The sequence below is a fragment of the Cellvibrio sp. UBA7661 genome, from assembly GCA_002483365.1.
Taxonomy (GTDB): domain Bacteria; phylum Pseudomonadota; class Gammaproteobacteria; order Pseudomonadales; family Cellvibrionaceae; genus Cellvibrio.
In genome coordinates this window covers 457,872-479,975 of record DLHT01000018.1, presented here as the reverse complement: position 1 = coordinate 479,975, position 22,104 = coordinate 457,872, and the positions used below count along the sequence as shown (strand labels likewise).

At 46.5% G+C, this 22,104-nt stretch carries 19 protein-coding genes and 2 tRNA genes; 16 read left to right on the top strand and 5 right to left on the bottom strand.

The window, feature by feature from the left end; all coding sequences use genetic code 11:
* Positions 1–7: 7 nt before the first annotated feature.
* From B2739_RS17270 to B2739_RS17260, 3 genes are all read left to right on the top strand, one after another.
* Positions 8–442, top strand: a complete 435-nt coding sequence (locus tag B2739_RS17270) for a nuclear transport factor 2 family protein (RefSeq protein WP_331347079.1) — start codon at positions 8–10, stop codon at positions 440–442.
* Complete coding sequence (phrB, locus tag B2739_RS17265; protein ID WP_331347078.1) at positions 439–1,869, top strand: deoxyribodipyrimidine photo-lyase; 1,431 nt, start codon at positions 439–441, stop codon at positions 1,867–1,869. The genes B2739_RS17270 and phrB overlap by 4 nt, the downstream gene beginning before the upstream one ends.
* 118 nt (positions 1,870–1,987) lie before the next feature.
* Positions 1,988–2,743 carry a hypothetical protein gene (locus B2739_RS17260; RefSeq protein ID WP_331347077.1) on the top strand — a complete coding sequence of 252 codons (756 nt, stop codon included), beginning with the start codon at positions 1,988–1,990 and terminating at the stop codon, positions 2,741–2,743.
* Positions 2,744–2,833: 90 nt separating this feature from the next.
* Here the strand turns inward: B2739_RS17260 and B2739_RS17255 are convergent, their stop codons facing one another.
* The 3 genes from B2739_RS17255 to B2739_RS17245 form a co-directional block, all read right to left on the bottom strand.
* Complete coding sequence (locus B2739_RS17255; RefSeq protein ID WP_331347076.1) at positions 2,834–3,634, bottom strand: sulfurtransferase; 801 nt, start codon at positions 3,632–3,634, stop codon at positions 2,834–2,836.
* Between the two features lie 180 nt (positions 3,635–3,814).
* Positions 3,815–4,102, bottom strand: a complete 288-nt coding sequence (locus B2739_RS17250; protein WP_049632227.1) for an EscU/YscU/HrcU family type III secretion system export apparatus switch protein — start codon at positions 4,100–4,102, stop codon at positions 3,815–3,817.
* 7 nt (positions 4,103–4,109) lie between these two features.
* Positions 4,110–5,972, bottom strand: a complete 1,863-nt coding sequence (locus B2739_RS17245) for a flagellar hook-length control protein FliK (RefSeq protein WP_331347075.1) — start codon at positions 5,970–5,972, stop codon at positions 4,110–4,112.
* A gap of 259 nt (positions 5,973–6,231) precedes the next feature.
* Here B2739_RS17245 and ccmA point away from each other — a divergent pair, with 259 nt between their 5' ends.
* The 7 genes from ccmA to B2739_RS17210 are packed head-to-tail and all read left to right on the top strand — an operon-like array spanning position 6,232 to position 11,699.
* On the top strand, positions 6,232–6,960 hold the full coding sequence (gene ccmA / locus B2739_RS17240; RefSeq protein ID WP_331347074.1) for a cytochrome c biogenesis heme-transporting ATPase CcmA: 729 nt from the start codon (positions 6,232–6,234) through the stop codon (positions 6,958–6,960).
* Positions 6,953–7,651, top strand: coding sequence for a heme exporter protein CcmB (gene ccmB, locus B2739_RS17235; protein WP_331347073.1), 699 nt, complete (start codon positions 6,953–6,955; stop codon positions 7,649–7,651). The genes ccmA and ccmB overlap by 8 nt, the downstream gene beginning before the upstream one ends.
* A gap of 55 nt (positions 7,652–7,706) precedes the next feature.
* A complete protein-coding gene (locus B2739_RS17230; RefSeq protein WP_331347072.1) occupies positions 7,707–8,459 on the top strand; it encodes a heme ABC transporter permease in 753 nt (250 codons plus the stop codon).
* A 2-nt stretch (positions 8,460–8,461) separates the two neighbouring features.
* A complete protein-coding gene (ccmD, locus tag B2739_RS17225) occupies positions 8,462–8,668 on the top strand; it encodes a heme exporter protein CcmD (protein WP_331347071.1) in 207 nt (68 codons plus the stop codon).
* Between the two features lie 32 nt (positions 8,669–8,700).
* Positions 8,701–9,165 carry a cytochrome c maturation protein CcmE gene (ccmE, locus tag B2739_RS17220; RefSeq protein WP_331347070.1) on the top strand — a complete coding sequence of 155 codons (465 nt, stop codon included), beginning with the start codon at positions 8,701–8,703 and terminating at the stop codon, positions 9,163–9,165.
* 10 nt (positions 9,166–9,175) lie between these two features.
* Complete coding sequence (locus B2739_RS17215) at positions 9,176–11,161, top strand: heme lyase CcmF/NrfE family subunit (protein WP_414633241.1); 1,986 nt, start codon at positions 9,176–9,178, stop codon at positions 11,159–11,161.
* A complete protein-coding gene (locus B2739_RS17210; protein WP_331347068.1) occupies positions 11,154–11,699 on the top strand; it encodes a DsbE family thiol:disulfide interchange protein in 546 nt (181 codons plus the stop codon). The genes B2739_RS17215 and B2739_RS17210 overlap by 8 nt, the downstream gene beginning before the upstream one ends.
* Positions 11,700–12,034: 335 nt before the next feature.
* Here the strand turns inward: B2739_RS17210 and B2739_RS17205 are convergent.
* Both B2739_RS17205 and B2739_RS17200 read right to left on the bottom strand, forming a co-directional pair.
* Positions 12,035–12,111, bottom strand: a tRNA-Asp gene (locus tag B2739_RS17205).
* Positions 12,112–12,149: 38 nt separating this feature from the next.
* A tRNA-Val gene (locus tag B2739_RS17200) sits at positions 12,150–12,225 on the bottom strand.
* 246 nt (positions 12,226–12,471) lie between these two features.
* On the opposite strand from B2739_RS17200, the gene B2739_RS17195 reads away from it, so the two are divergent.
* The 6 genes from B2739_RS17195 (at position 12,472) to B2739_RS17170 (ending at position 22,072) form a co-directional block, all read left to right on the top strand.
* Complete coding sequence (locus B2739_RS17195; protein ID WP_331347067.1) at positions 12,472–12,990, top strand: cytochrome c-type biogenesis protein; 519 nt, start codon at positions 12,472–12,474, stop codon at positions 12,988–12,990.
* On the top strand, positions 12,987–14,267 hold the full coding sequence (gene ccmI, locus B2739_RS17190; protein WP_331347066.1) for a c-type cytochrome biogenesis protein CcmI: 1,281 nt from the start codon (positions 12,987–12,989) through the stop codon (positions 14,265–14,267). The genes B2739_RS17195 and ccmI overlap by 4 nt, the downstream gene beginning before the upstream one ends.
* Before the next feature lie 297 nt (positions 14,268–14,564).
* On the top strand, positions 14,565–18,074 hold the full coding sequence (smc, locus tag B2739_RS17185) for a chromosome segregation protein SMC (RefSeq protein WP_331347065.1): 3,510 nt from the start codon (positions 14,565–14,567) through the stop codon (positions 18,072–18,074).
* A gap of 30 nt (positions 18,075–18,104) precedes the next feature.
* Positions 18,105–19,301 carry a cell division protein ZipA gene (zipA, locus tag B2739_RS17180; RefSeq protein WP_331347064.1) on the top strand — a complete coding sequence of 399 codons (1,197 nt, stop codon included), beginning with the start codon at positions 18,105–18,107 and terminating at the stop codon, positions 19,299–19,301.
* 106 nt (positions 19,302–19,407) lie between these two features.
* A complete protein-coding gene (gene ligA, locus B2739_RS17175; protein WP_331347063.1) occupies positions 19,408–21,462 on the top strand; it encodes an NAD-dependent DNA ligase LigA in 2,055 nt (684 codons plus the stop codon).
* A 1-nt stretch (position 21,463) separates the two neighbouring features.
* Positions 21,464–22,072 carry a transglycosylase SLT domain-containing protein gene (locus B2739_RS17170; protein WP_331347062.1) on the top strand — a complete coding sequence of 203 codons (609 nt, stop codon included), beginning with the start codon at positions 21,464–21,466 and terminating at the stop codon, positions 22,070–22,072.
* Positions 22,073–22,104: the final 32 nt, after the last annotated feature.

Sequence of the window (22,104 nt, the reverse complement as noted above, 5' to 3'; positions counted from 1 at the left end):
CATTTATATGGCGCTCACTGTTCCGCAAAAGGTACGTAATTTGTACCAACGTTTTGATAAGAAAATTCTCAAAACGATGCCGGATGTCTACAGCAACGATATCCAATTCCGCGATCCTCTCCATGCATTGAATGGCTTGTCCAATCTCACTGAGTATCTCTCAGGCATGATGGATGATTTGCTCGAGTGTCGTTTTGAGTTTCATCACTCAATGGAACTTCCCGAGCGTGGAGAGGCGTTATTATTTTGGACGATGCACTATCGCCATAAAAAATTAGCGGGAGGGAAGCAATTGGAGCTCACCGGTAATACGCATATTTTATTTAAGGATAAAGTTTATTATCACCGCGATTATTTTGATGCGGGCTCAATGTTATATGAGCATCTTCCGGTAATGGGTTTTGCTATCCGACAAATTAAGAAAAAAGTAGGCGCTAAATGACGGCATTGGTGTGGCTGAGGCATGACTTGCGTGTGCGGGATAATCCTGCGTTATTCAAAGCAGCAGAGTTAGGTCAGGGCGTTGTGGCAGTGTATGTACATTGCGAAGCCTATGTGCGTTTGCACACTGTTGCGCCAGTGCAGTTGGATTTTATTCGCCGCCATTTGCATGTTATGGCAAACAGTTTGGCAGAGCTTAATATTCCCCTCGAATTAATCTGCGTTAAATCGCCAAAAGACATTGCGCCTGCATTGCTACAGCTCGCGCGCAAATGGAAAGTGGAACATTGTTTTTTTAATGCGGAATATCCGGTTAATGAATTAAATCGCGATCTGGCAGTGAATCAACTTTTACGCGATGAAGGTATTTTGGTTAAGCGATGTCATGACCGTTGTGTTGTACCGCCGGGCATGATCCGCAATGGACAAGGCGAGCCTTATAAAGTCTTTACTGCGTTTAAAAAGAAATGGCTGCAAACGGTGATGCCAGTGAGCATGGCTCCGCTGGGTTTGCCAGCAGTCCAGTCCGGTGTATCTGTTAAGCCGCACGTTATTTCTGTTGCTGAAATTGATGCGTTATTTGCAGCGCATGAGTTGCGCGACTTGTCATCCCTGTGGCCAGCTGGCGAACAGGAAGCGAATCAACGGTTGGATTTTTTTATCGAAAGCGCAATCAATCATTATCAAGAGCGGCGTGATTTTCCGGCAATTGCTGGAACATCCAGCCTTTCACCGTATTTTGCTGTAGGTTCGCTGTCGCCGCGTCAGGCGATATCCGCTGTGCTTGTGCACACACAAGGGGAGTGGGAGGGCGGAAATGCTGGCGCGAGTTGCTGGATCAGTGAGTTGATCTGGCGCGAGTTTTATCAGCATGTGGTGGTGGATTATCCCAAAGTCTGTAAACGCAACGCCATGCAAAGCCATACAGAAGCATTTCCCTGGCAATATGACAAAGCGTTGTTTGCCGCATGGTGTGAGGGTAAAACCGGAATTCCGATTGTTGACGCCGCCATGCGTCAGCTAAATGCGACAGGTTGGATGCACAATCGCCTGCGCATGGTGGTAGCGATGTTCCTGACCAAGAACTGCCAGATTGATTGGCGTTGGGGTGAAGACTATTTTATGTCGCAATTAATTGATGGCGACTTCGCAGCCAACAACGGTGGTTGGCAGTGGAGTGCTTCCACCGGGACAGACGCCGCGCCGTATTTCCGCATTTTTAATCCTATTAGCCAATCAGAGCGCTTTGATCCTGAGGGGGCGTTTATTCGCACTTGGGTTCCCGAGTTAGCGCATCTGTCAAACAAACAGATCCATAATCCACCTAAACAGCTGCATTATCCTGCGCCTATAGTGGATTTATCGGCAACGAGAAAATCTACCATCGCATTGTTTGCGCAATTGCCACCTGAACGAGTAGCTGAATAAGCGGCATTAGCGCTGGCTTGATTGTTAAGCTTCTTTTTATAATAGCCAAGTTCTTAAACAGCGGTTTTATTCGCTAGCGCACCAGCAAACCGTTGTTCCTGATATGAGGATGCCTATTATGTTGACATTATTGCAGTTGAATTGTGCGTTTCGGGTTCGCCGTTCTTTTTTGTGGGTGAACAGTTTGCTGTTGTGTTGTGCTGTTGGTGCCCATGCACAAGATAATTATGTAACGGCAGGTACCGCTTACAGCCTTAATACCAATGAATTACTTTATCGCGAATTATTCACTGGATTGGATGAAAACAAAGCGGTGCGGGTTGATTACACATCACCAGATGGCAATGTATTTGCTTCCAAGACCCTGGTTTTTCAGGGCGAACCGTTCCAGCCAACAGTGAATCTGGAAGATAGCCGCGATAATGAATTCGCCTCTGCGCAATTTCAGGGCGCGCGTTTGGTGTTGACGCACGGAATGAATAATGACCAAAACGAAAAAATTATTTATGACAATGCACGCACCGTAATTGATGCAGGCTTTGATGCGTATATCCAATTAAATTGGGACAAATTAATAGCGGGTAAACAATTAAAGTTTGATTATGTAGCACCTGCCAGCTTGAGCAGCACACAGTTGGAAGTGCGTAAATTAAAATCGACCAGCTCTCCGCTGTACAATGCCGACTATGGGCGTAACTGGATTTATTTCCGCATCACGCCAGCGAAAAAAATATCGTCATTATTTTCGGATGCAACCTATCTTGCGTACGACCCTAATGGAAAATACCTGATGCGCTATCAGGGCCGCGCGAATATTGATGATGATCGCGGCGGTCCGTGGGATGTACGGATCGAATACGAATATACCAATTGATCTGTGCGTATTTGAGTATCGAAAAAAAGGGCAATCAAATGATTGCCCTTTTTTTTGGTAAAAAATAGTGATGAGTGCAAATGCTGTTTGTTATTTAGGAAGATACGAACACCAATCACTCCAACTGCCGGGGTAAAGTACAGCGTCTATTCCACTTGCCTCCAGCGAAAGCAAATTGACGCATGCGGTGACACCTGATCCGCAATAGACCGCAATTTTTTTGTCTCTCGGTAAATCAATCCAGCGCTGTTGTTGTTCGCTTTTTGATTTGAAAAATCCTTTTTCATCGGTTGCATCTTGCCAGAAAAAATTTAATGCGCCGGGAATATGCCCTGCGACAGGATCAATGGGTTCTTCTTCCCCGCGATAGCGCTTACTGTCGCGCGAATCAATGAGTGTGAGTTGTTCTGCTTGCGCACAAATTGCATCGCGATCCAGGGTCCAATCTTGCTGCACGGTTGCTTTGAAATTTCCCTGCTTGATGGCAGGCTCACGCCTATCGATGGCGCCACCAGCATTGACCCAGCCCGTGTATCCGCCATCCAGAATGAATATATTTTGATGGCCACAGAAGCGTAATAGCCACCATGCACGTGCGGCATACGCCATGCGTGAATCGTCGTAAACCACAATAGTGGATTGCTGATTAACACCCGCTGCACGCAGTTTTTTACTGAAGGTTTCGATATCGGGTAGCGGATGTCGGCCGCCATGCTGGCTTACCTCTCCAGAAAGATCTTGTTCAAGATCCAGATAATACGCACCGGGAATATGTCCGGCGCGATATTGTTCGCTGCCCACTGTTTTATTCATGAGATGGAAACGGCAGTCAAAGATAACGACTTTGCCCAGCTGTAACTTGAGGTTTTCGCTTGTGATGAGGTGATTCATTGAGGTTGGTTGCGATATTGGATTGTCGGAAAAATCGTTATTAGTGACTGATACTTAATGAGGGCTTTAAGATCGTCAAAAAAGTGACGTCATAATCGCATTAATTGCCTGACGTTGGGAAGGGTGATAACTGAGCGGTTTGTGTGTTTTTTGTAAAACTTTGCGCGAGTTTGTTCAGGTTTATTGCCAGGCGTCGGGCACTTTTCCTTCCAATTGGTAAGCAAATGCGATGATGTAGGCGACGGCGATATACAGGTTTTCGGGAATTTCATCACCTAATTCCAGGGTTACCAACAAATCAACCAGCGAAGGGTTATCGCACAGTGGAACGCCGTGCTCTTCAGCTATTGCGATAATCTGTTCGGCAACTGCCCCTGTGCCTTTGGCGCTGACATGAGGTGCGTTGGTACCGTCGTAATAGAGGGCGACGGCTTTTTGTAATGCATGTGGCGGGTAATCGGAACTCATATGCGCCTCAGGTTTTAACATCGACTAATGAATAACTCAGGTTCAGTTTGGGCTTGGGTGGCAAGCCGGGAATACATTGCATTTGTGTCACGTGAATTCCCTCTCGCTCTAATTGTGTTTTGAGTTCATCCATTTTGTTTTTTGCGGCGACCAAAGTGTTTTCATTTTCCGCCCAAAAGCGGGTGGATAATTGATCGCCCAGTAGGGTGAGTTGCGCATAAAACTGGCCAATTACGGGCAAGTTAAATCCCAGCATCACATTCCATTGGCGCACGCGTGTTGCTGTTTGTGCTTTCTCGTCGGATTGGTCTTCAATCCATTGCTGTTCAAGATGGATCTGCAGTGGCGTGACGTCTTGCCCTGATCGAACCGGTATTTCAAATTGCCAGGATTGTGTTGGCTGCGCGATGTCATTGCCTTGGGTAATTTGATGATTGAGCGTGTGAGCTTGTTGTAATTGAATTTTTGCAAGGCTTCCCAGCGTGTATTGGTGCATTAGCATGACTAATTGTGTGCGCAATTGCTTTTGACTTAACTCGCCTTGCTGTCTGTGCATGAGCATGCCTAAAAATTGCGGCAGAACGTTGGCAAGTTGTGTTTTGCTGAGTTCGCTGGACGTACTGATACTTGTTGCTAGCGGAGAGGTAGTTTCCAATTCTCCATCCAGTTGATGCAAAACGCTTAGCAGCGCACCTTTTAAGTCCTGATTGGCGATGTGTGCAACGGGCTTTTGACCCATTAACTTTTGTTCAAGCGCGGCTTGTGATAGCACATTTTTCTGAATCTGGTTGGTTAAACCTGACGTTACTCCCGCAGTAGGCGTATTGGTTTTCGAGGTGGATGCAGTGGCAGTAGATGAGGTTCCTGTCGCTGCAGTGGCGGCTGCCTCCGGACTTTTAATCGCCAATTGCGCCAGTTTGTGTTCAAAACCTTGACCATTGTTTTTTAATGCCATTTCAACCAACTTTGGATTGCTCAATTGGTCGGCGGTACGTATATGGTTTGCTAATGTTTTTAGCGATTGTTGTAGCTGGTTTGATATCCATTCCTTGCGTTCAGCAATGGGCAATTGCTGGATAAATTGGGTGATTTTCGGCAGGGCAGTCATTAAATCCTGCCCTTGGTCTTTTTGAGGTAATAGTCGGCGTAAAGTATCGCCAATGGCCTCCATCGCTTGAGGTGATACAGCCGGTTTGGCTGTCACTGTGTTGTTATCACCATGTTGAAGCGGGTTGACTGGAGGGCTGCTTGCCATACCTGCCAGAGTGTAGGTCAATGTTCCAGTTGTTGATGGCGAAGAAGTCCCCGCAGGAAGATTCACAGGGGAGGGTGTAGATAAGAGTGCTGTGCCAGCCGATGCGCCCTGTGGATTGCTGGTTTGCAAAAGAGTGGCAACAGCGGCGGCTTCTGATTTAGTGAGGACTTGCAATATTTGCAAGCGCTGGCTGTCTGCAAGTTGCATCAGAAGTGTTTGGCCTGACTGCAGTGGCAGGCTGGTGTAGCTGAGTAATTGTATGGGTACCGCCGGTGTTGTTGCGGTATTGGGAGCTGATGTGGTTGGCGCGGTGATTGTCAGATTAACCAGCTTAACCCCTGGGGTTTGCGCGAGATTTTTCTGCTCCAATAACTGGTTTACCAGCGCTTTAATCGCAGGTGCGGCTGAGTTTCGGTTGACTTGTGCCAGATTTGCCTCGATCGCCTTCACTAACTGCGCGCGCTCTTCTGGTGAGGCTTGGGTTGCTTTGCCCACATCGGCCAGGAACTGGCTGCCAGTTTTTAACCCCAGTACTTTGGTTATCGCCACTATGGACTCAACCTGCGCACGCTGGAGGTTTTGTACCAGTTTGTCAGTGATTGAACTCAGTTCCATGACGTGTCCTGGGGTGGCAATAATGGCGATATTAAGTTGATCAAAAGCGTAAATAGAGGTGCGATGCAGCGCGGCAGACCGCTATAATCGCGAGCGTTTTTAGCTGCTCCAGCACGGTGCGATTGCCAATTTATCCGGTATCACGCTTGGCGATGTGTTGAGTATAGCGGCTGCTAGTCGATTTCCTGTAGCTGTACTCATTGGGCGATTAATTAATGGTAATGGTTCTGAACGCTGGAACGAAAGGCAAACAATAAGCATGTCTGAATCGCTTGATGCGGCATCTGAGCCGTTACTTGAACTTCTTGGGCTTGGATGTGAGCGCGATGAGCGTTTGCTTTTCTCGGGTCTTGATCTGCGTCTTTTTGCCGGTGATGTGGTTCAAATCGGTGGGCCTAACGGCGCTGGCAAAACCACCTTGCTGCGCGCCATCGCGGGTATCAGCACGGATTATCATGGGCAAGTCCGCTACCTCGGCCAGGCCTTGCCGGCAGCAGCGTGGGAATTTGCGGGCGATAGTCTTTATTTGGGGCATTTGCCCGGCATCAAAAAAAGCCTTACACCAGCTGAAAATCTTGCTTGGTACCAAGCGCAAACTGGCGCTGTGGTGTCAATTGATGAGGCTCTGCGGTTGGTCGGTCTGTATGGCTATGAAGATACACCTTGTTACCAGCTATCGGCAGGGCAGTTGCGCCGTGTTGCCTTGGCTCGCCTGCATTTAAGTCGCGCGCGTATCTGGATTTTGGATGAACCTTTCACTGCCATCGACAAGCTCGGCGTGAGTCAATTGGAGTCTTTGATTGCGCAGCAATCATCAAAAGGAGGCGTTGTAATACTGACCTCCCATCAGGATCTGAACTTGCCGCGGCTGCGTTTGGTCAACTTGCAAGATTATCAATCAGGTTTATCCGGAGCGGGGCTATCTGTAACAGATCTGTCTGGGCGTGCAGTTTCGGATGGGCAGCAGCAGGTGCAGTATCATGGCTGATCTATCTCCGGCAGCAGGTTTGTTCGGTGGATTTGTCGCCAGCTTCCGGCGCGATCTGCTTATTGCTGCGCGCCACAAGACTGAACTTGCTAATCCACTGGTGTTCTTCCTGATCGCTGTAACCTTGATCCCATTGGGGGTCAGCCCCGAAAAAAATGTATTAGCATTGCTCGCCCCCGGAATTGTGTGGGTGATGGCATTGCTCGCGACACTTTTATCGTTGGATGGCTTGTTTCGCAGCGATTACGATGACGGCTCTCTGGAACAAATGCTGATCAGTCCCCAATCGCTCTATTTCACAGTGATGGCAAAAGTGCTGGTGCACTGGTTGGTGTCTGGGCTGCCTGTCACGTTGCTTGCGCCTCTGTTGGGGCTCATGTTGAGTTTGCCAATCGAGGGTTATTTACCTTTGTTGATTTCGCTTGCGTTAGGAACAGCTTCCATGAGTTTGATCGGTGCTGTGGGAGCTGCTCTGACAGTTTCATTGCGTAAAGGCGGATTGTTGCTGTCACTCATCGTGATGCCGCTGTATATTCCGGTGCTGATATTTGGCGCAAGCGCAGTACAGACGGCTATTCAGGGTGGGGCAATTGGTATGCAAATCGCAGTGTTGGGAGCATTTCTTGCGTTAGCGCTGGTTCTTGCTCCGATTGCAGCACTGGGTGCTTTGCGAATCAGCACTGATGGTTAATTTATATCAATAATAACGAGATTTTTGATCACAACAGCGAAAGGTCTTCACTACTATGTCATGGCAATGGTTTCATCGTTTGGGTTCGCCCCGCTGGTTTTATGAAAAAACCACCCCTTGGTTACCTTGGTTAACGGTATTCAGTTTTGCATTGATTATTACCTCGGCTATTTGGGGGTTGGCATTTGCACCAACCGATTTCAAGCAGGGCAACAGTTATCGCATTATCTACATCCATGTACCGGCTGCGTTTTTGGCGCTGGCGGGCTATTACATCATGGCCATCTCCGGGGCTGTCGGCCTTATTTGGAAAATGAAATTACCGTTTATGGTGATGAAATCTGCTGCGCCCATAGGTGCATTGCTCACGTTTGTGTCGTTGGTGACCGGCTCTATCTGGGGTAAGCCTACATGGGGTACATGGTGGGAATGGGATGCCCGTATTACCTCTATGTTGATTTTGTTCTTTTTATATCTAGGCATGATCGCTCTGCAACAAGCGTTTATGCATCGCGATACCGCTGATAAGGCCAGTGCAGTTCTCGCATTAGTAGGGATGGTGAACATCCCGATCATTTATAAGTCTGTCGATTGGTGGAATACCTTGCATCAACCCGCCACGATCAAATTCACAAGCAAGTCCACCATCGATCCTTCTATGTTATATCCACTATTGCTAATGGTGATTGGATTTTATTGTTTTTACGCGCTGGTGTTATTGCTATACACCCGCGTGGAAATTTTACGTCGTGAACATCGTACCCAATGGGTAAATGATTTAATCAGCGCATCAGATAAACGAGGTTGATCATGAAGTTTCAATTTGAATCTTTTGCAGAGTTTATGGCGATGAATGGCCATGGCCCGTTTGTATGGTCGGCTTATGCGATCACATTTGCAGTGATGGTGTTTTTATTTGTTAGTCCCATTCTGCAAAAGAAAGCATTCATTAAACAGCAGAGAAAACAGCAAAAGTTGGCGCAGACCAATAGTGCCAGTAATGGCGTAAGCAATTAAGTTTTTACCATTAGCCGAAGAGCGCAATATCCATGCATCCGTTACGTAAACAGCGTTTAATGATAGTCGTATTCATCGTGGTGTTTTCCAGCTTGGCCGTTGGGCTTATGGCCTATGCGTTGCGCGAAAATATCAATTTGTTTTATCCCCCAAGCAAAATTGCATCGGGTGACGTGCCACACAACACTCGTATTCGGGCGGGTGGATGCGTAAAGCCAGGTAGTGTCCAACGCGCAACGGATTCACTGCAAATTCATTTTTTGATTACAGACGGCACGGCAGATGTCAAAGTGAATTTTAATGGCATTTTGCCTGATCTTTTTGCCGAAGGCGAAGCGGCAGTCATTAATGGAATCGTCACTGAATCAGGCGAAATTAACGCAAGTGAGGTGCTTGCCAAGCATGATGAAAATTATGTTCCACCAGAGGTCGCTGAAGCGATGAAAGACAAAGGTGAGCATCAAAAAACCTGCGAGGGATTAAAGTATGGTGTTTGATCTCGTTCAGCTGGCTCCAGAGCTTGGCCAATTCGCATTAATTTTGTCGCTATGCTTAAGCGCTGCGTTATTTGTATTGCCATTGATTGGTGCTCACTACGGTAGCCACGTGTTGATGCAGTCTGGCCGTTCTCTTGCAACCGGATTTTTTGTTTTCGTTTTTTTCTCATTTTTGTGTTTGGTTTACTCCTTCATCAATGATGACTTTTCGGTAAGTTATGTTGCATCCAACTCCAACTCACTGTTGCCGGTTTATTACAAAATCAGTGCGGTATGGGGCGGACATGAAGGCTCCTTATTGTTGTGGATTTTAATGCTGGCAGGTTGGACCTTGGCGGTGGCGGTATTCAGCCGTTCATTACCACTGGATATGCAGGCGCGAGTGCTTGCTATCATGGGGTTTGTTGCGGTCGGGTTTTTATCTTTTATCTTGTTTACCTCCAATCCGTTTGATCGAATATTGCCTGTACCTCCTACAGATGGCAGCGATTTAAATCCACTGTTGCAGGATATCGGGTTGATTATTCACCCGCCTGTTCTGTACATGGGATACGTTGGTTTCAGTGTGTGTTTTGCCTTTGCAATTGCTGCTTTGTTAACAGGCCGTCTCGATAGTGCATGGGCGCGCTGGTCTCGTCCATGGGCAACAATGGCTTGGGGCTTTTTATCGGTTGGTATTGCGCTGGGCAGCTGGTGGGCCTATTACGAATTGGGTTGGGGCGGCTGGTGGTTTTGGGATCCGGTTGAAAATGCCTCTTTCTTGCCCTGGTTAATTGGCACTGCGTTAATTCACTCGCTTGCTGTTACGGAGAAGCGCGGTTTGTTCAAGAGCTGGACAATTCTGCTCGCAATTTTTACCTTCTCCCTGAGTTTGCTCGGTACTTTCCTTGTTCGTTCCGGTGTTCTTACATCAGTGCATGCTTTTGCCAATGATCCGGAGCGCGGCGTATTTATTCTTGGCTTTTTATTATTGGTGGTTGGTGGGTCGCTCACGCTGTATGCGTTGCGTGCACCTGTTGTAAAAAGTTCAGTCGGATTTAGCTTGTTATCGCGTGAGGCATTATTGTTGGGCAATAATATTTTGCTCACCATTATCATGATCATGGTGTTGCTGGGTACTTTGTATCCATTAGTCGCCGATGCATTGGGATTGGGAAAAATATCGGTAGGCCCACCGTACTTCAATATGTTCTTTTTGCCCTTGATGGGATTGCTGTGTTTGTTGATGGCATTTGGGCCGATATCAAATTGGAAACGCACATCCACTTCCCAGTTTATCGCCTTGTTGTGGAAACCTTGGGTAATTAGTTTGGTAATTGCATTGATATTCCCGCTTGTGTATCGCGATAAATATGAAATTCTTGCTGCAGTTACCGTATTTGTTGCGTCATGGATTGTCACTGCGCAATTAGCTGACCTGATTTATCGTTTACGCAATAGTGATTCGTTCTTACAGGGCCTTAAAAAATTAAGCTTGAGTTACTACGCCATGCTTATTGCCCACGCGGGAATAGCGGTTACTACCGTTGGTGTGGGTTTGACGAGCATCTATACCGAGCAGCGCGATGTGCGTATGGAAATAGGGCAGCATGTCACAGTTGTGGAATATGAATTTATCCTCAACGAGTTGGTGCATATTGATGGCCCTAATTACACCGCCGAACAAGCCAATATCACTGTGCTAAAAAATGGACAATTTTTGCGTGAAATGAAACCCCAGAAACGCCGTTATCTGGCGTCGGGTAGCGTTATGACAGAAGTGGAATTGGATGTAGGGCTTTTCCGTGATTTGTACGTCGCTATGGGGGAACCATTGACGGAAACAGCATGGGCAATGCGCGTGCATTTAAAACCTTTCGTGCGCTGGATTTGGTTGGGCGCTTTGATGATGGCGTTTGGTGCTGTGCTTGCAGTTGCTGATAAGCGTTATCGCAAAATCCAAAAACAGGAATCACCTGTGGTTGAGGCAGTAGCAGGAAAATTAGCAAATGAATAAAAAGCGGTTGTTTCTATTTGTACCTTTGGCGATTTTTATTGTGCTGGCAGTATTATTTTGGCGCGGACTTTCGTTGGATCCGACTGAAATGCCATCGGCCTTATTGAATAAACCTGTACCAGTATTTGAATTGCCTGTATTGCCAGCGCCAGAAAATCCGGCGGGTCTCTCGGTCGCAAATCAGGATGTATTTAAAGGGAAGGTCAGTTTGCTGAATGTGTGGGCGACCTGGTGCGTGACCTGTCGCCAGGAACATGAATTTTTAAATCGCCTGAAAGCCCAGGGTGTACCGATTTATGGTATCAATTACAAAGATAATACCGAGGATGCGCAGCAGTGGCTTGCGGAATTGCATAATCCTTATGTGTTCAGTGTGATTGATTTGGACGGCCGCTTGGGGCTTAACTTGGGTGTATTTGGTGCACCCGAAACCTATGTGATCGATAAAGGCGGTGTTATCCGTTATAAACATATCGGCGATGTAAACGCTCGTGTGTGGCAAGAAACGATTAAACCAATTTTCGACAGCCTTAAATAAACAACAGATAGTTCTCCTAAGTTGCACAAAACAGCGGGGCTTGATCAAGATCAACTCCCGTTTTTTCCTCTGGCGTAAACTGAATCTATCAGGACAAACGTGGAGGCTCCTATGTACATTGATTCAATCGTTCTTTATGGTTTAGTGATAGTGACCCTGACATGCATCATGTTGGCTTACGTGGGATTCTATGCTTACAGACACATCAAAGAAGATTCAGCAAAAGCTGATGAGGGTGCAAAAAACAACACTGTGTGATGTTATTGGGAAGGCGATAGGCGATACAAGCATGCATAAAAAAAGCCCCAGATGTGGGGCTTTTTCATTTCAAATAATGGCGGACCGGACGGGGCTCGAACCCGCGACCTCCGGCGTGACAGGCCGGCATTCTAACCAACTGAACTACCGGTCCGCGGCAGTCAAAAACCACGATTACCTTATGAGTAAGAGTGGTGGGCGGTACAAGACTCGAACTTGTGACCCATGCCTTGTAAGGGCATTGCTCTACCAACTGAGCTAACCGCCCAAGATTTCACGCTTTTCAGCGCTCACCTTGTTGGTGGCGCGTATTCTAATCATGTAAACGTCTCGGTCAACCTTTTTTTAAAAGAAATTTATCTTTTTTGTTTTAAATGCAGAAAAAGGTTGGAAAACAAACACTTGTGAACGGTTTTTGTTCATCCGGGCAAAGTTACCCGCAGCTGCATATGAGTTGTTATACTCGCGTCAATTTTTTGATCCCATAGGTACTCATTCTATGTGTGCAGCTTTCATGCGATTTTGTATTCGCTTTTGTATGTGTTTAAGTGTGTTGATTCCGTTATCGAGCTTTGCTGCGATTGAAGTGCATGAGTTCGATAATGAGCTTGATCGTAAGCGTTACCAAAGTTTTATCGAAGAAATGCGTTGTCCTAAATGCCAAAATCAGAATCTTGCCGGCACTAATTCGCCTATCGCGGTGGACTTGCGCCGTGAACTTGAAATGATGATTAAAGAAGGTAAGTCCGATAAAGAAATTATCGACTTCATGGTGGAGCGTTATGGGGAATTCATTTTGTATCGCCCACGATTGTCATCTTCGACCATTTTGCTATGGTCTGCGCCGATTATTTTATTATTGCTTGGCGTGATGACGTTGCTGTTGATTGTACGCAAGCGTCGTCGCATTGAAGCTGACATGGGTTTGTCATCGGAAGAGAAAGAGCGCTTGGCGAATTTATTGTCCTCATCAGAAGATCGTTTTGCGGTTAAAAAAAATAACGAAGCGGGCTCGCAGGAGAAAGTTCAATGATGTCCTTATGGATGGGGGTAATGCTTCTGTGTATTTTGGCGGTGGCATTTGTTTTATGGCCATTTGTTCGTTACGGCAGTCGTGTGACTGAAAATACAGAAGAACAGACCGCAGATCGTTTAGCTGAAAATATCCGTCTGTTCCATGAGCATATTGCGGAGTTGGAGCTGCAATTGGCTGCAGGTCGTATTGATCAGGGGCAATTTGACCTACTGAAGTTGGAACAAGAGCGGGCTTTACTTGCGGATGAAGCGGATATTCGCACACTAAAACACAATCGCATCGTGCGTGTTGGATTCAAAACATTATCAGTCATTGCGATTGTAGTTATCGCGGTAGCATGGGGTCTTTATGGGCATCTGGGAAGTAGTGCAGATGTTGAAATTCGTCAGGCGCAAGAGCGCAAGCTCGCCCTTGATGAGGCGGATTATAAGGCCGGTCGTACCCCAGACCCTGTGCGCGCGCGCGAATTGGCACGCTTGATTAAGGAGCGTTTGGCGGATAATCCTGAGCAGCTGCAATACTGGTTCTTTCTTGCGCGTATGCAAATGGAAGTCAATGATTTTGCCTCTGCAGTAGAGGCATACCAGCAGGTACTGGCTCGTGATCAGGAGTCACCTATGGTGATGGCGGAACTTGCACAGGCTACGTTTCTGCGTGATGGTAATAAAATGAGCCCGGCTGTAAGTGATCTGGTTGTAAAGGTGCTTAGAGTAGACCCAAACAACACCATGGCTCTTGGTCTTGCTGGAATAGAAGCATTCGGCAAACAAGATTACATAGGTGCGATTAAATCTTGGCAGCGCACTATCCATCTAACAGGTGCGGACACCTCTGGTAGTCAAGCGCTGCAGGCGGGTATAGAGCGGGCTACTGGGCTTTATCTTGCTGCGGGTGGGACAAAAGAATCCTTGGTCGAAGCGCTTGCAGGTCGTCAGGTGATTGTTAGCGTCAGCCTTGGTGATGGTGTTGATGTCCATCCGGATCAGGTGGTGTTTGTGTACGCGCGTGCATGGCAAGGCGCCAAAATGCCGTTGGCGATTACACGTGTAAAAGTGTCTGAGTTGCCCAAACAAGTCCTGCTAACTGAGTCAATGGCGATGACGCCTGAAATGAGTCTTGCTTCGGTTGATTCAGTAGAAGTGGTTGCTCGTATCTCCCAAAACGCCTCGGCCATTGCCCAGCCAGGAGATTGGCAAGGTTCATTTGGCCCAGTTGATATGAAATCTTCATCTGATGTGGTGAGTGTGAAAATCGACCAAAAACTAACGCAGTAACATCAAATAACTGCCACATAAAAGGTAAGCTGATTTTGAGTGGTGATTGAAAGTTGGTCAGTCTTGACGGGGCAGTTATTTTTGCATGACAGGGCGGGTGTAAAGCGCTACGCAAATGTGTAGAATCCACGCCTTAATGGTTTTTTTGACGGCAAGCCAATATTAATTAATCTCAAAAATACCAAGAAAATCAAACAGCTGGATGGCAAGTGCCGCCAGACATAATTTTTTGAACAGGCAAGTCGGGGAGGGCGCTCCAACTGTATAAGCCTGCAGCAATATGAGTGATATGGATCTATGCGGCTAAAGTGCATCAAGCTGGCTGGCTTTAAATCGTTTGTTGATCCTACAACGGTCAACTTTCCCAGCAACCTATGCGCTGTTGTTGGCCCAAATGGCTGTGGGAAGTCCAATATTATTGACGCTGTTCGCTGGGTTATGGGGGAATCCTCCGCTAAAAACCTGCGCGGCGAGAATATGACTGACGTTATTTTTAACGGTTCAAGCGGTCGCAAGCCGGTTGGTCAAGCCTCTATCGAATTGGTATTCGATAACTCGGACGGCACCCTTCTAGGGGAATACGCAGCCTTCACTGAAATCAGCATCAAACGTAAAGTTTCCCGCGATGGCGATAACAGCTATTACTTGAATGGCACCAAATGTCGCCGCCGGGATATTACCGACATTTTCCTTGGCACAGGTCTTGGCCCTCGCAGTTACGCGATTATCGAGCAGGGGATGATCTCTAAACTGATTGAGGCCAAACCGGAAGATCTTCGTGTCTATATCGAAGAGGCGGCAGGCATCTCCAAATACAAGGAGCGTCGTCGTGATACCGAAAGCCGCATGCGTCGCACCCAGGAAAACCTTGAGCGTTTGACTGATATCCGCGATGAGCTTGAGCGCCAGCTTGCGCGTTTGCAGCGTCAGGCTCAGGCAGCTGAGAAATATGCAGAATATAAAAAAGAAGAGCGCTTACTCAAAGCACAATTACAAGCTCTTAAGTACCAACAGTTGGATCTGCAAGCCAAGGCTAAACAGGCCGGTATTCGCGATCTTGAATTGCGCATGGAATCCTTTGTTACTGATCAGGTTAACAAAGACACCCAAATCGAAAAGTACCGCAGCCAGTACACTGAGCTTGGCGATAAATTCAATGAGGTTCAAGGTCGCTATTATGCGATAGGTGCAGAAATTGCCCGTCTTGAACAAAGCATTCAGCACGCAAATGAGCGTGCTCGCCAGTTGCAATCTGATTTGGATCAAACCACGCGCGATAGCAAAGAAGCTGAAGAAAATTTATTAATTGACACGCAAAAAACCGAAGCTTGGGAAGCTGAACTTTTAGAGCTTGAGCCGGAATTGGAATTGGTTAAAGCGGCTGAAGAAACTTCTGGGGAATCGTTAATCGATGCGGAAGAGGCAATGCAGCGCTGGCAAAACGACTGGGATAGTTTTAATCAGCGAGCGGCTGAGCCACGTCAACGGGCTGAGGTTCAGCAGTCACGTATTCAGCATCTTGAGCAGGTGCAGCAGCGTTTATTGCAGCGCATAGAGAAATTGCGCGAAGAAAAAAATAACTTACAAGACGCTAATGAAGATGACTCTATCGCCCAATTGACAGAGCAGCTTGCTGAACTGGATCTTGTTGCTGATGAAAAGCGTATGCAGTTGGATACGTTTACAGAGCAACTGGATACTACTCGCAATACTAACAACCAGTTAATTAATGAGCTTGACCAAGCACGCAGCAAGCTTCAAACCATGCGTGGCCGACATGCTTCGCTTGAAGCTTTGCAGCAAGCTGCACTAGGTGAGAAAAACAAAGCGGTTACCCAATGGCTCGAACACAATAATTTAACCGGCAATTCACGTTTGGCCGAGTCAGTTTCTGTTGCAGATGGCTGGGATAAAGCATTGGAAACTGTACTCGGTAACACGCTGCAAGCGGTTTGTATCGATCAAGTAGATGCTGTTGCCGGCTTGTTAGAAAATCTTACGCAAGGCGAAGTGGTATTGTTTGATACCCACGCTCAATCTGCAGTAGAAGCATCCACCAAAAGTACGTTATTAAGCTCGAAAGTGACTGCTACCTGGGATGTCAAAGGATTGTTAGCCGGCATTTATATTGTCGATGATTTGTCTGCAGCACTTTCATTGCGTAAACAGCTTTCTGCCAATGAATCGGTTATTACCCGTGATGGTATTTGGATTAGTCCGCATTGGGTTCGCGTTACGCGTGACACCGATGCGAGTTCAGGCGTGATTGCTCGCCGTCAGGAATTGGAAGAGTTGAGTGCATCGATTGCTGATGCGGAACAAGAGATCGAGTTGTTAAGTGAACAGCTCGAAGAAGGGCGTACAGCAATCAAGCGTTTGGAACAAGACCGCGAAAACCTACGCCGCGATGTAGATGAGCAAAACCGTAAACACGGCGAACTGCGTTCACAGTTAAGTGCCAAGCAAGTGCGCATCGAACAAATGAACATGCGTCGCGAACGTGCAGATAATGAAATCCGTGAAGCGCGTGAGCAAATGGAGCAGGAAGCAGAGCATCTATCTGAAGCACGGATGATCCTTAGCGAAGCGATTGAAATGATGGAGCAGGACACGGATTTGCGTGAATCGCTTTTGCAGCAGCGCGACGACATCCGTACCGGCTTGGATAGCGCCCGTCAGCGCGCCCGACATGACAAAGACAAAGCGCACGAAATTGCAATGCGCTACCAGTCTGTTAAAACTCAATTGGATTCTATCCGTTTAGGTATTGGGCGGCTGCGTGAGCAGACATCGCGTTTACAAGAGCGTCGCGAACAACTTCTTGCGAATATTGCTGATAATCGTGATCCAGTTGAAGAATATAAGCTGGAATTGGAAGCGTCTTTGGCAAAACGCCTTTCCGTTGAGGCATCGCTTACCGAAGCGCGCCGTGCGCTTGAAACGGTGGAGCATGAGCTGCGTAATTCAGAGCAGGCACGTAATCGTGCAGAACAAGAAGTCCAAGCCGTCCGCGCGCATTTGGAGCAAGAGCGTTTGGCTGCACAAATGTTCGAAGTTCAGCGTGCCGGTATTGTTGAGCAGCTTGAGGAAGAAGAGCTAAATCTGGATCTTATTTTGGCGGAAATGCCGGACGGTACGGAAGTAAAACCGCTGGAAGAAGAGCTTGAAAGTCTTGCCGGTAAGATTGCTCGTTTGGGGCCGATTAACCTGGCGGCAATTGATGAATATAAAACAGAGTCCGAGCGGAAAAATTATCTTGATGCACAAAATGCAGATTTGATGGAAGCGCTTGAGACTTTGGAAAATGCGATAAAGCGTATTGATCGTGAAACCCGTACTCGCTTTAAAGAAACTTTTGATCAGGTTAACAAAAGTTTGCAGGAATTATTTCCTAAAGTATTCGGCGGCGGTCATGCTTATTTGGAATTGACCGGAGAGGAGTTGCTCGATACTGGCATTACGATTATGGCTCGTCCACCGGGCAAGCGTAATAGCACCATTCATTTATTATCGGGTGGTGAAAAAGCATTGACTGCGATTGCGTTGGTGTTTTCAATTTTCCGTTTGAATCCAGCACCTTTCTGTATGCTGGATGAAGTAGATGCGCCATTAGATGATGCGAACGTAGGTCGCTATGCACGCATGGTTGAAGAAATGTCATCGCAAGTGCAGTTCATTTACATCACACACAATAAAAATGCGATGGAAATGGCTCACCAGCTATTAGGCGTTACTATGCACGAGCCTGGTGTTTCGCGTTTGGTAACAGTAGATGTGGATGAAGCTGCAGAATTGGCTGCGGTTTAACATTGAACTCATTTTATTACGGATAACCTTATGAAAGATTTGGTCATCATCATAGGTACCTTGCTAATCCTGTTGATACTGGTGGACGGGATCAGGCGTAAGCGCAATGAGCGTAATGGCAACATCAAAGTTTCCCGTTCATTGAAGAAAAATATAAAGCAGCCATCAGATTATGATGACGCAGATGAAGAGGCTCCCAGTTATACCAGTGAGCTTCCTAACGGTGGTGCCAGAGTGATTGGCAAGCGTGACATATCATCACCAATTCCTAGTATTGAAAAAAAAGCGCAAGCCAAATCTTATTTGGAAAAGCGTCAGTCAAAAGAGCAAGATGTTATTGCTCCTCGTGTACAGCGTGAGCCGCAACAAACCAGTTTAAATCTGGGGCAGGCAGTGCCTATGTTGATGGAGTCGGTTGATGACAACAAAAACCGCTCTCTGCCATTGCAAGATCGTATTGAGCCGAGTTTTTCTGCTGATCGGGAAGCTGATCTTGAAGAAGATTATGATGATCAAGAAGATGACGTGCAAAATCGTTATGAAGCTGAAGATTATGATGAAGAGTATCGTGAAGATTACGATAGCAATGCTGAATATGAGCAAGATGACGAGATTGATGATGATCTGGACGATACAGAAGTATTGAATCCAGAAGATGATGATGGTTATGAAGATGATGGTTACGATGAGGACGAATATGATGATGAAGAATATTCGGAAGATCGCGAGTATGAGCATGCTTCTGGTAATTCATCGCAACAACAATTTGCAGAAAAGCAACCCGCTGAACCGGAAGAAGTACTCATCATTAATGTTATGGCTCACAAAGGTGGGATGTTCAATGGTGGTGAGCTGTTAGATATTGTTTTGAAATGTGGTATGCGCTACGGCAGCATGGATATTTTTCATCGTCACAGTGATACAAAAGGTGAGGGTGCATTGTTGTTCAGTATGGCGAATATGGTTAAGCCCGGCACGTTTGATCTTGACGCTATGGATGACTTTGAAACACCGGGTGTTAGTCTGTTTATGACATTGCCAATTAATGCAGACTCAATGCAATCATTTGATTTGATGGCGGATACAGCTCGTGCTATTGCAGAAACACTCAATGGTGAATTAAAGGACGAGCAACGTAGTGTAATGACTCGTCAAACCTTGGAACATTGCAGGCAACGTATTCGCGACTTTGAGCGTATGCGTTTATTCCGTCGGCCGCCTCGTTAATTCATTACATATGAACTTTTATCGTCACAAGGAGGTGCGAGAAAAATTGCAAGCTAAGGCATGAATCGCGCATCGCCCCAAGCCGAATCATCAGGTATTTTTATTCATGTCTACTCTCTCATTATTTGACAACATTCCCACTGGCATTGAGCAGGAAATTGCGGATTTACGCAAACAACTCCAACATCACAATTACCGCTACTACGCGCTTGACGATCCCCAAATTACCGATGCTGAATACGACCGTATGATGCAGCGGTTGCGCGAATTGGAGGAGCAATATCCTGATGCGGTGACTCCGGATTCTCCCACACAACGAGTCGGTGCAGCACCTTTGTCTGCATTCCAGACAGTTATTCATGAAATGCCTATGTTGTCTCTCGACAACGCCTTTGATGATGAAGAGTTATTGGCATTTAACCAGCGCATTTTAGATCGATTGAAAATTACGGGCGATATTGAGTATGCCTGTGAATTAAAACTCGATGGTATTGCGGTGAGTTTGCTGTATCGCGATGGTGTACTTGTCCGTGGTGCTACGCGTGGCGATGGTACAAATGGCGAGGACATTACCCAGAATGTCCGTACGATTAATTCAATTCCGCTTCGCTTGATGGGAGATGGCTTTCCTTCTGTATTGGAAGTTCGTGGCGAAATTTACATGCCTAAAGCAGGCTTCAATGCGCTGAATGAAAAAGCCCGTGCTGCAAATGAAAAGCTTTTTGTAAATCCACGTAATGCTGCTGCAGGTGCACTGCGCCAACTGGATTCAAAAATTACCGCAAGTCGCCCCTTGGAAATGTGTGCTTACTCTGTTGGCTGGGTAGAGAATGGCCAGCTACCTGATACCCATAGTGGTGTATTGGCATCATTAAAAGCATGGGGTTTTTTGACCAATCGCGAAACAGAAGTCGCTAATAATATCCAGCAAGCGATGGAGTTCTATCGCCGTGTTGGGGATAAGCGTGATCAGTTGCCATACGACATTGATGGTATTGTTTTTAAAGTCAATTCGCGCAAGTTGCAAGAAGAGTTAGGTTTTATTTCCCGCGCACCTCGTTGGGCGATTGCTTACAAATTTCCAGCACAGGAAGAATCAACCATTCTGCTGGATGTTGAGTTTCAAGTGGGAAGAACGGGCGCTGTAACCCCTGTTGCACGGTTGCAGCCAGTGTTTGTTGGTGGTGTAACTGTTTCCAATGCAACCTTGCATAATCGTGATGAAATCCAACGCTTGGGTTTAAAAATTGGCGATACTGTTATCGTACGTCGCGCAGGTGATGTAATTCCACAAATCGTCCAAACAATTGAATCAAAACGTCCCGAATATGCTCGCGATATTGTGTTTCCCGAACGTTGTCCTGTTTGTAATTCTCCCGTGGAGACAGTTGCTGATGAAGCTGTAGCACGTTGTTCCGGTGGTTTGGTGTGTGCCGCACAACGTAAAGAAGCAATAAAGCATTTCGCAGCCAGAAAGGCGATGAACGTTGAGGGGCTTGGCGATAAGTTAGTTGAGCAGTTGGTAGATTTGGGGTTGGTGAATACGCTTGCTGATCTTTATTCTCTGACGCGAGAACAATTGGCTGCGCTTGATCGCATGGGCGAAAAGTCGGCTGATAATATTCTGCTTGCACTCGAAAACACTAAAAAAACAACTCTGGCAAAATTTATTTTTGCGTTGGGCATTCGAGAAGTTGGTGAAGCAACTGCGCGCAATTTTGCTAATTATTTTGGCAGCCTTGAGGCGCTTGCGGCAGCTGACCAGGAAGCACTACAGAAAGTGCCTGATGTGGGGCCGGTGGTTGCGCATTTTGTCGCTGAGTTTTTTTCACAAGAATCCAATCAAATAGCGGTGAAGAAACTACGTGATGCCGGAATACATTGGGATAATATTGATGTTGCATTACCAGAAGAGCTACCACTTAATGGTTTGACCTATGTTTTAACAGGGACACTTGAATCTATGTCGCGCGATGATGCAAAAGCGCATTTGCTTGCATTAGGAGCAAAAGTCGCTGGCAGTGTATCGGCAAAAACAGATTATGTTGTCGCAGGTCCCGGGGCGGGCTCCAAACTGACAAAAGCAGAAGAGTTAGGTTTAAATATAATGGACGAAGCAGCGCTACTTGAATTGCTGCATGAGTATGGCCGGGTAATTTAAGATGTATTTAATTGCCAAATTATTATTGGTTGTTAGTTTGTTAGCGGTTGTGGGTTGTTCAACCACCAGACCATCAAATCCTAATAACTTATGCGATATTTTTGACGATAAACCATCCTGGTATAAAGATTCCAAAAAAGCGGAAAAGCGTTGGGGATCTTCTGTACCGGTTATGATGTCCATCATGTATCAAGAATCGCAATTCAAACACAATGCGCGTACACCGCGTACCAAAATATTGTGGGTGATACCAGGGCCGCGCAAAAGTGATGCCTATGGTTACCCACAAGCAAAAGATAATGTGTGGAATGAGTATCAGGATCAGAGTGGTAATGGTTGGTCGAGACGCGATAATTTTGCTGATGCGATTGATTTTATTGGCTGGTATAACAAACAAAGCCAGAAACGCAGCGGTATAGGCTTGAATGATAGTTATAACTTGTATTTGGCTTACCACGAAGGACATGGTGGATATAACAGGGCAACCTACCGTCAAAAAAACTGGTTGATGAATACGGCAAGCAAAGTAGAAAGTCGCGCGCAGCAATATCAGGCGCAATTGCAAACATGTGAAGAGCGCTTTAAAGGAAGTTGGTGGTGGCCATTTTAACTGGCAGTGATTAACGATTTTATTGCAAAGCA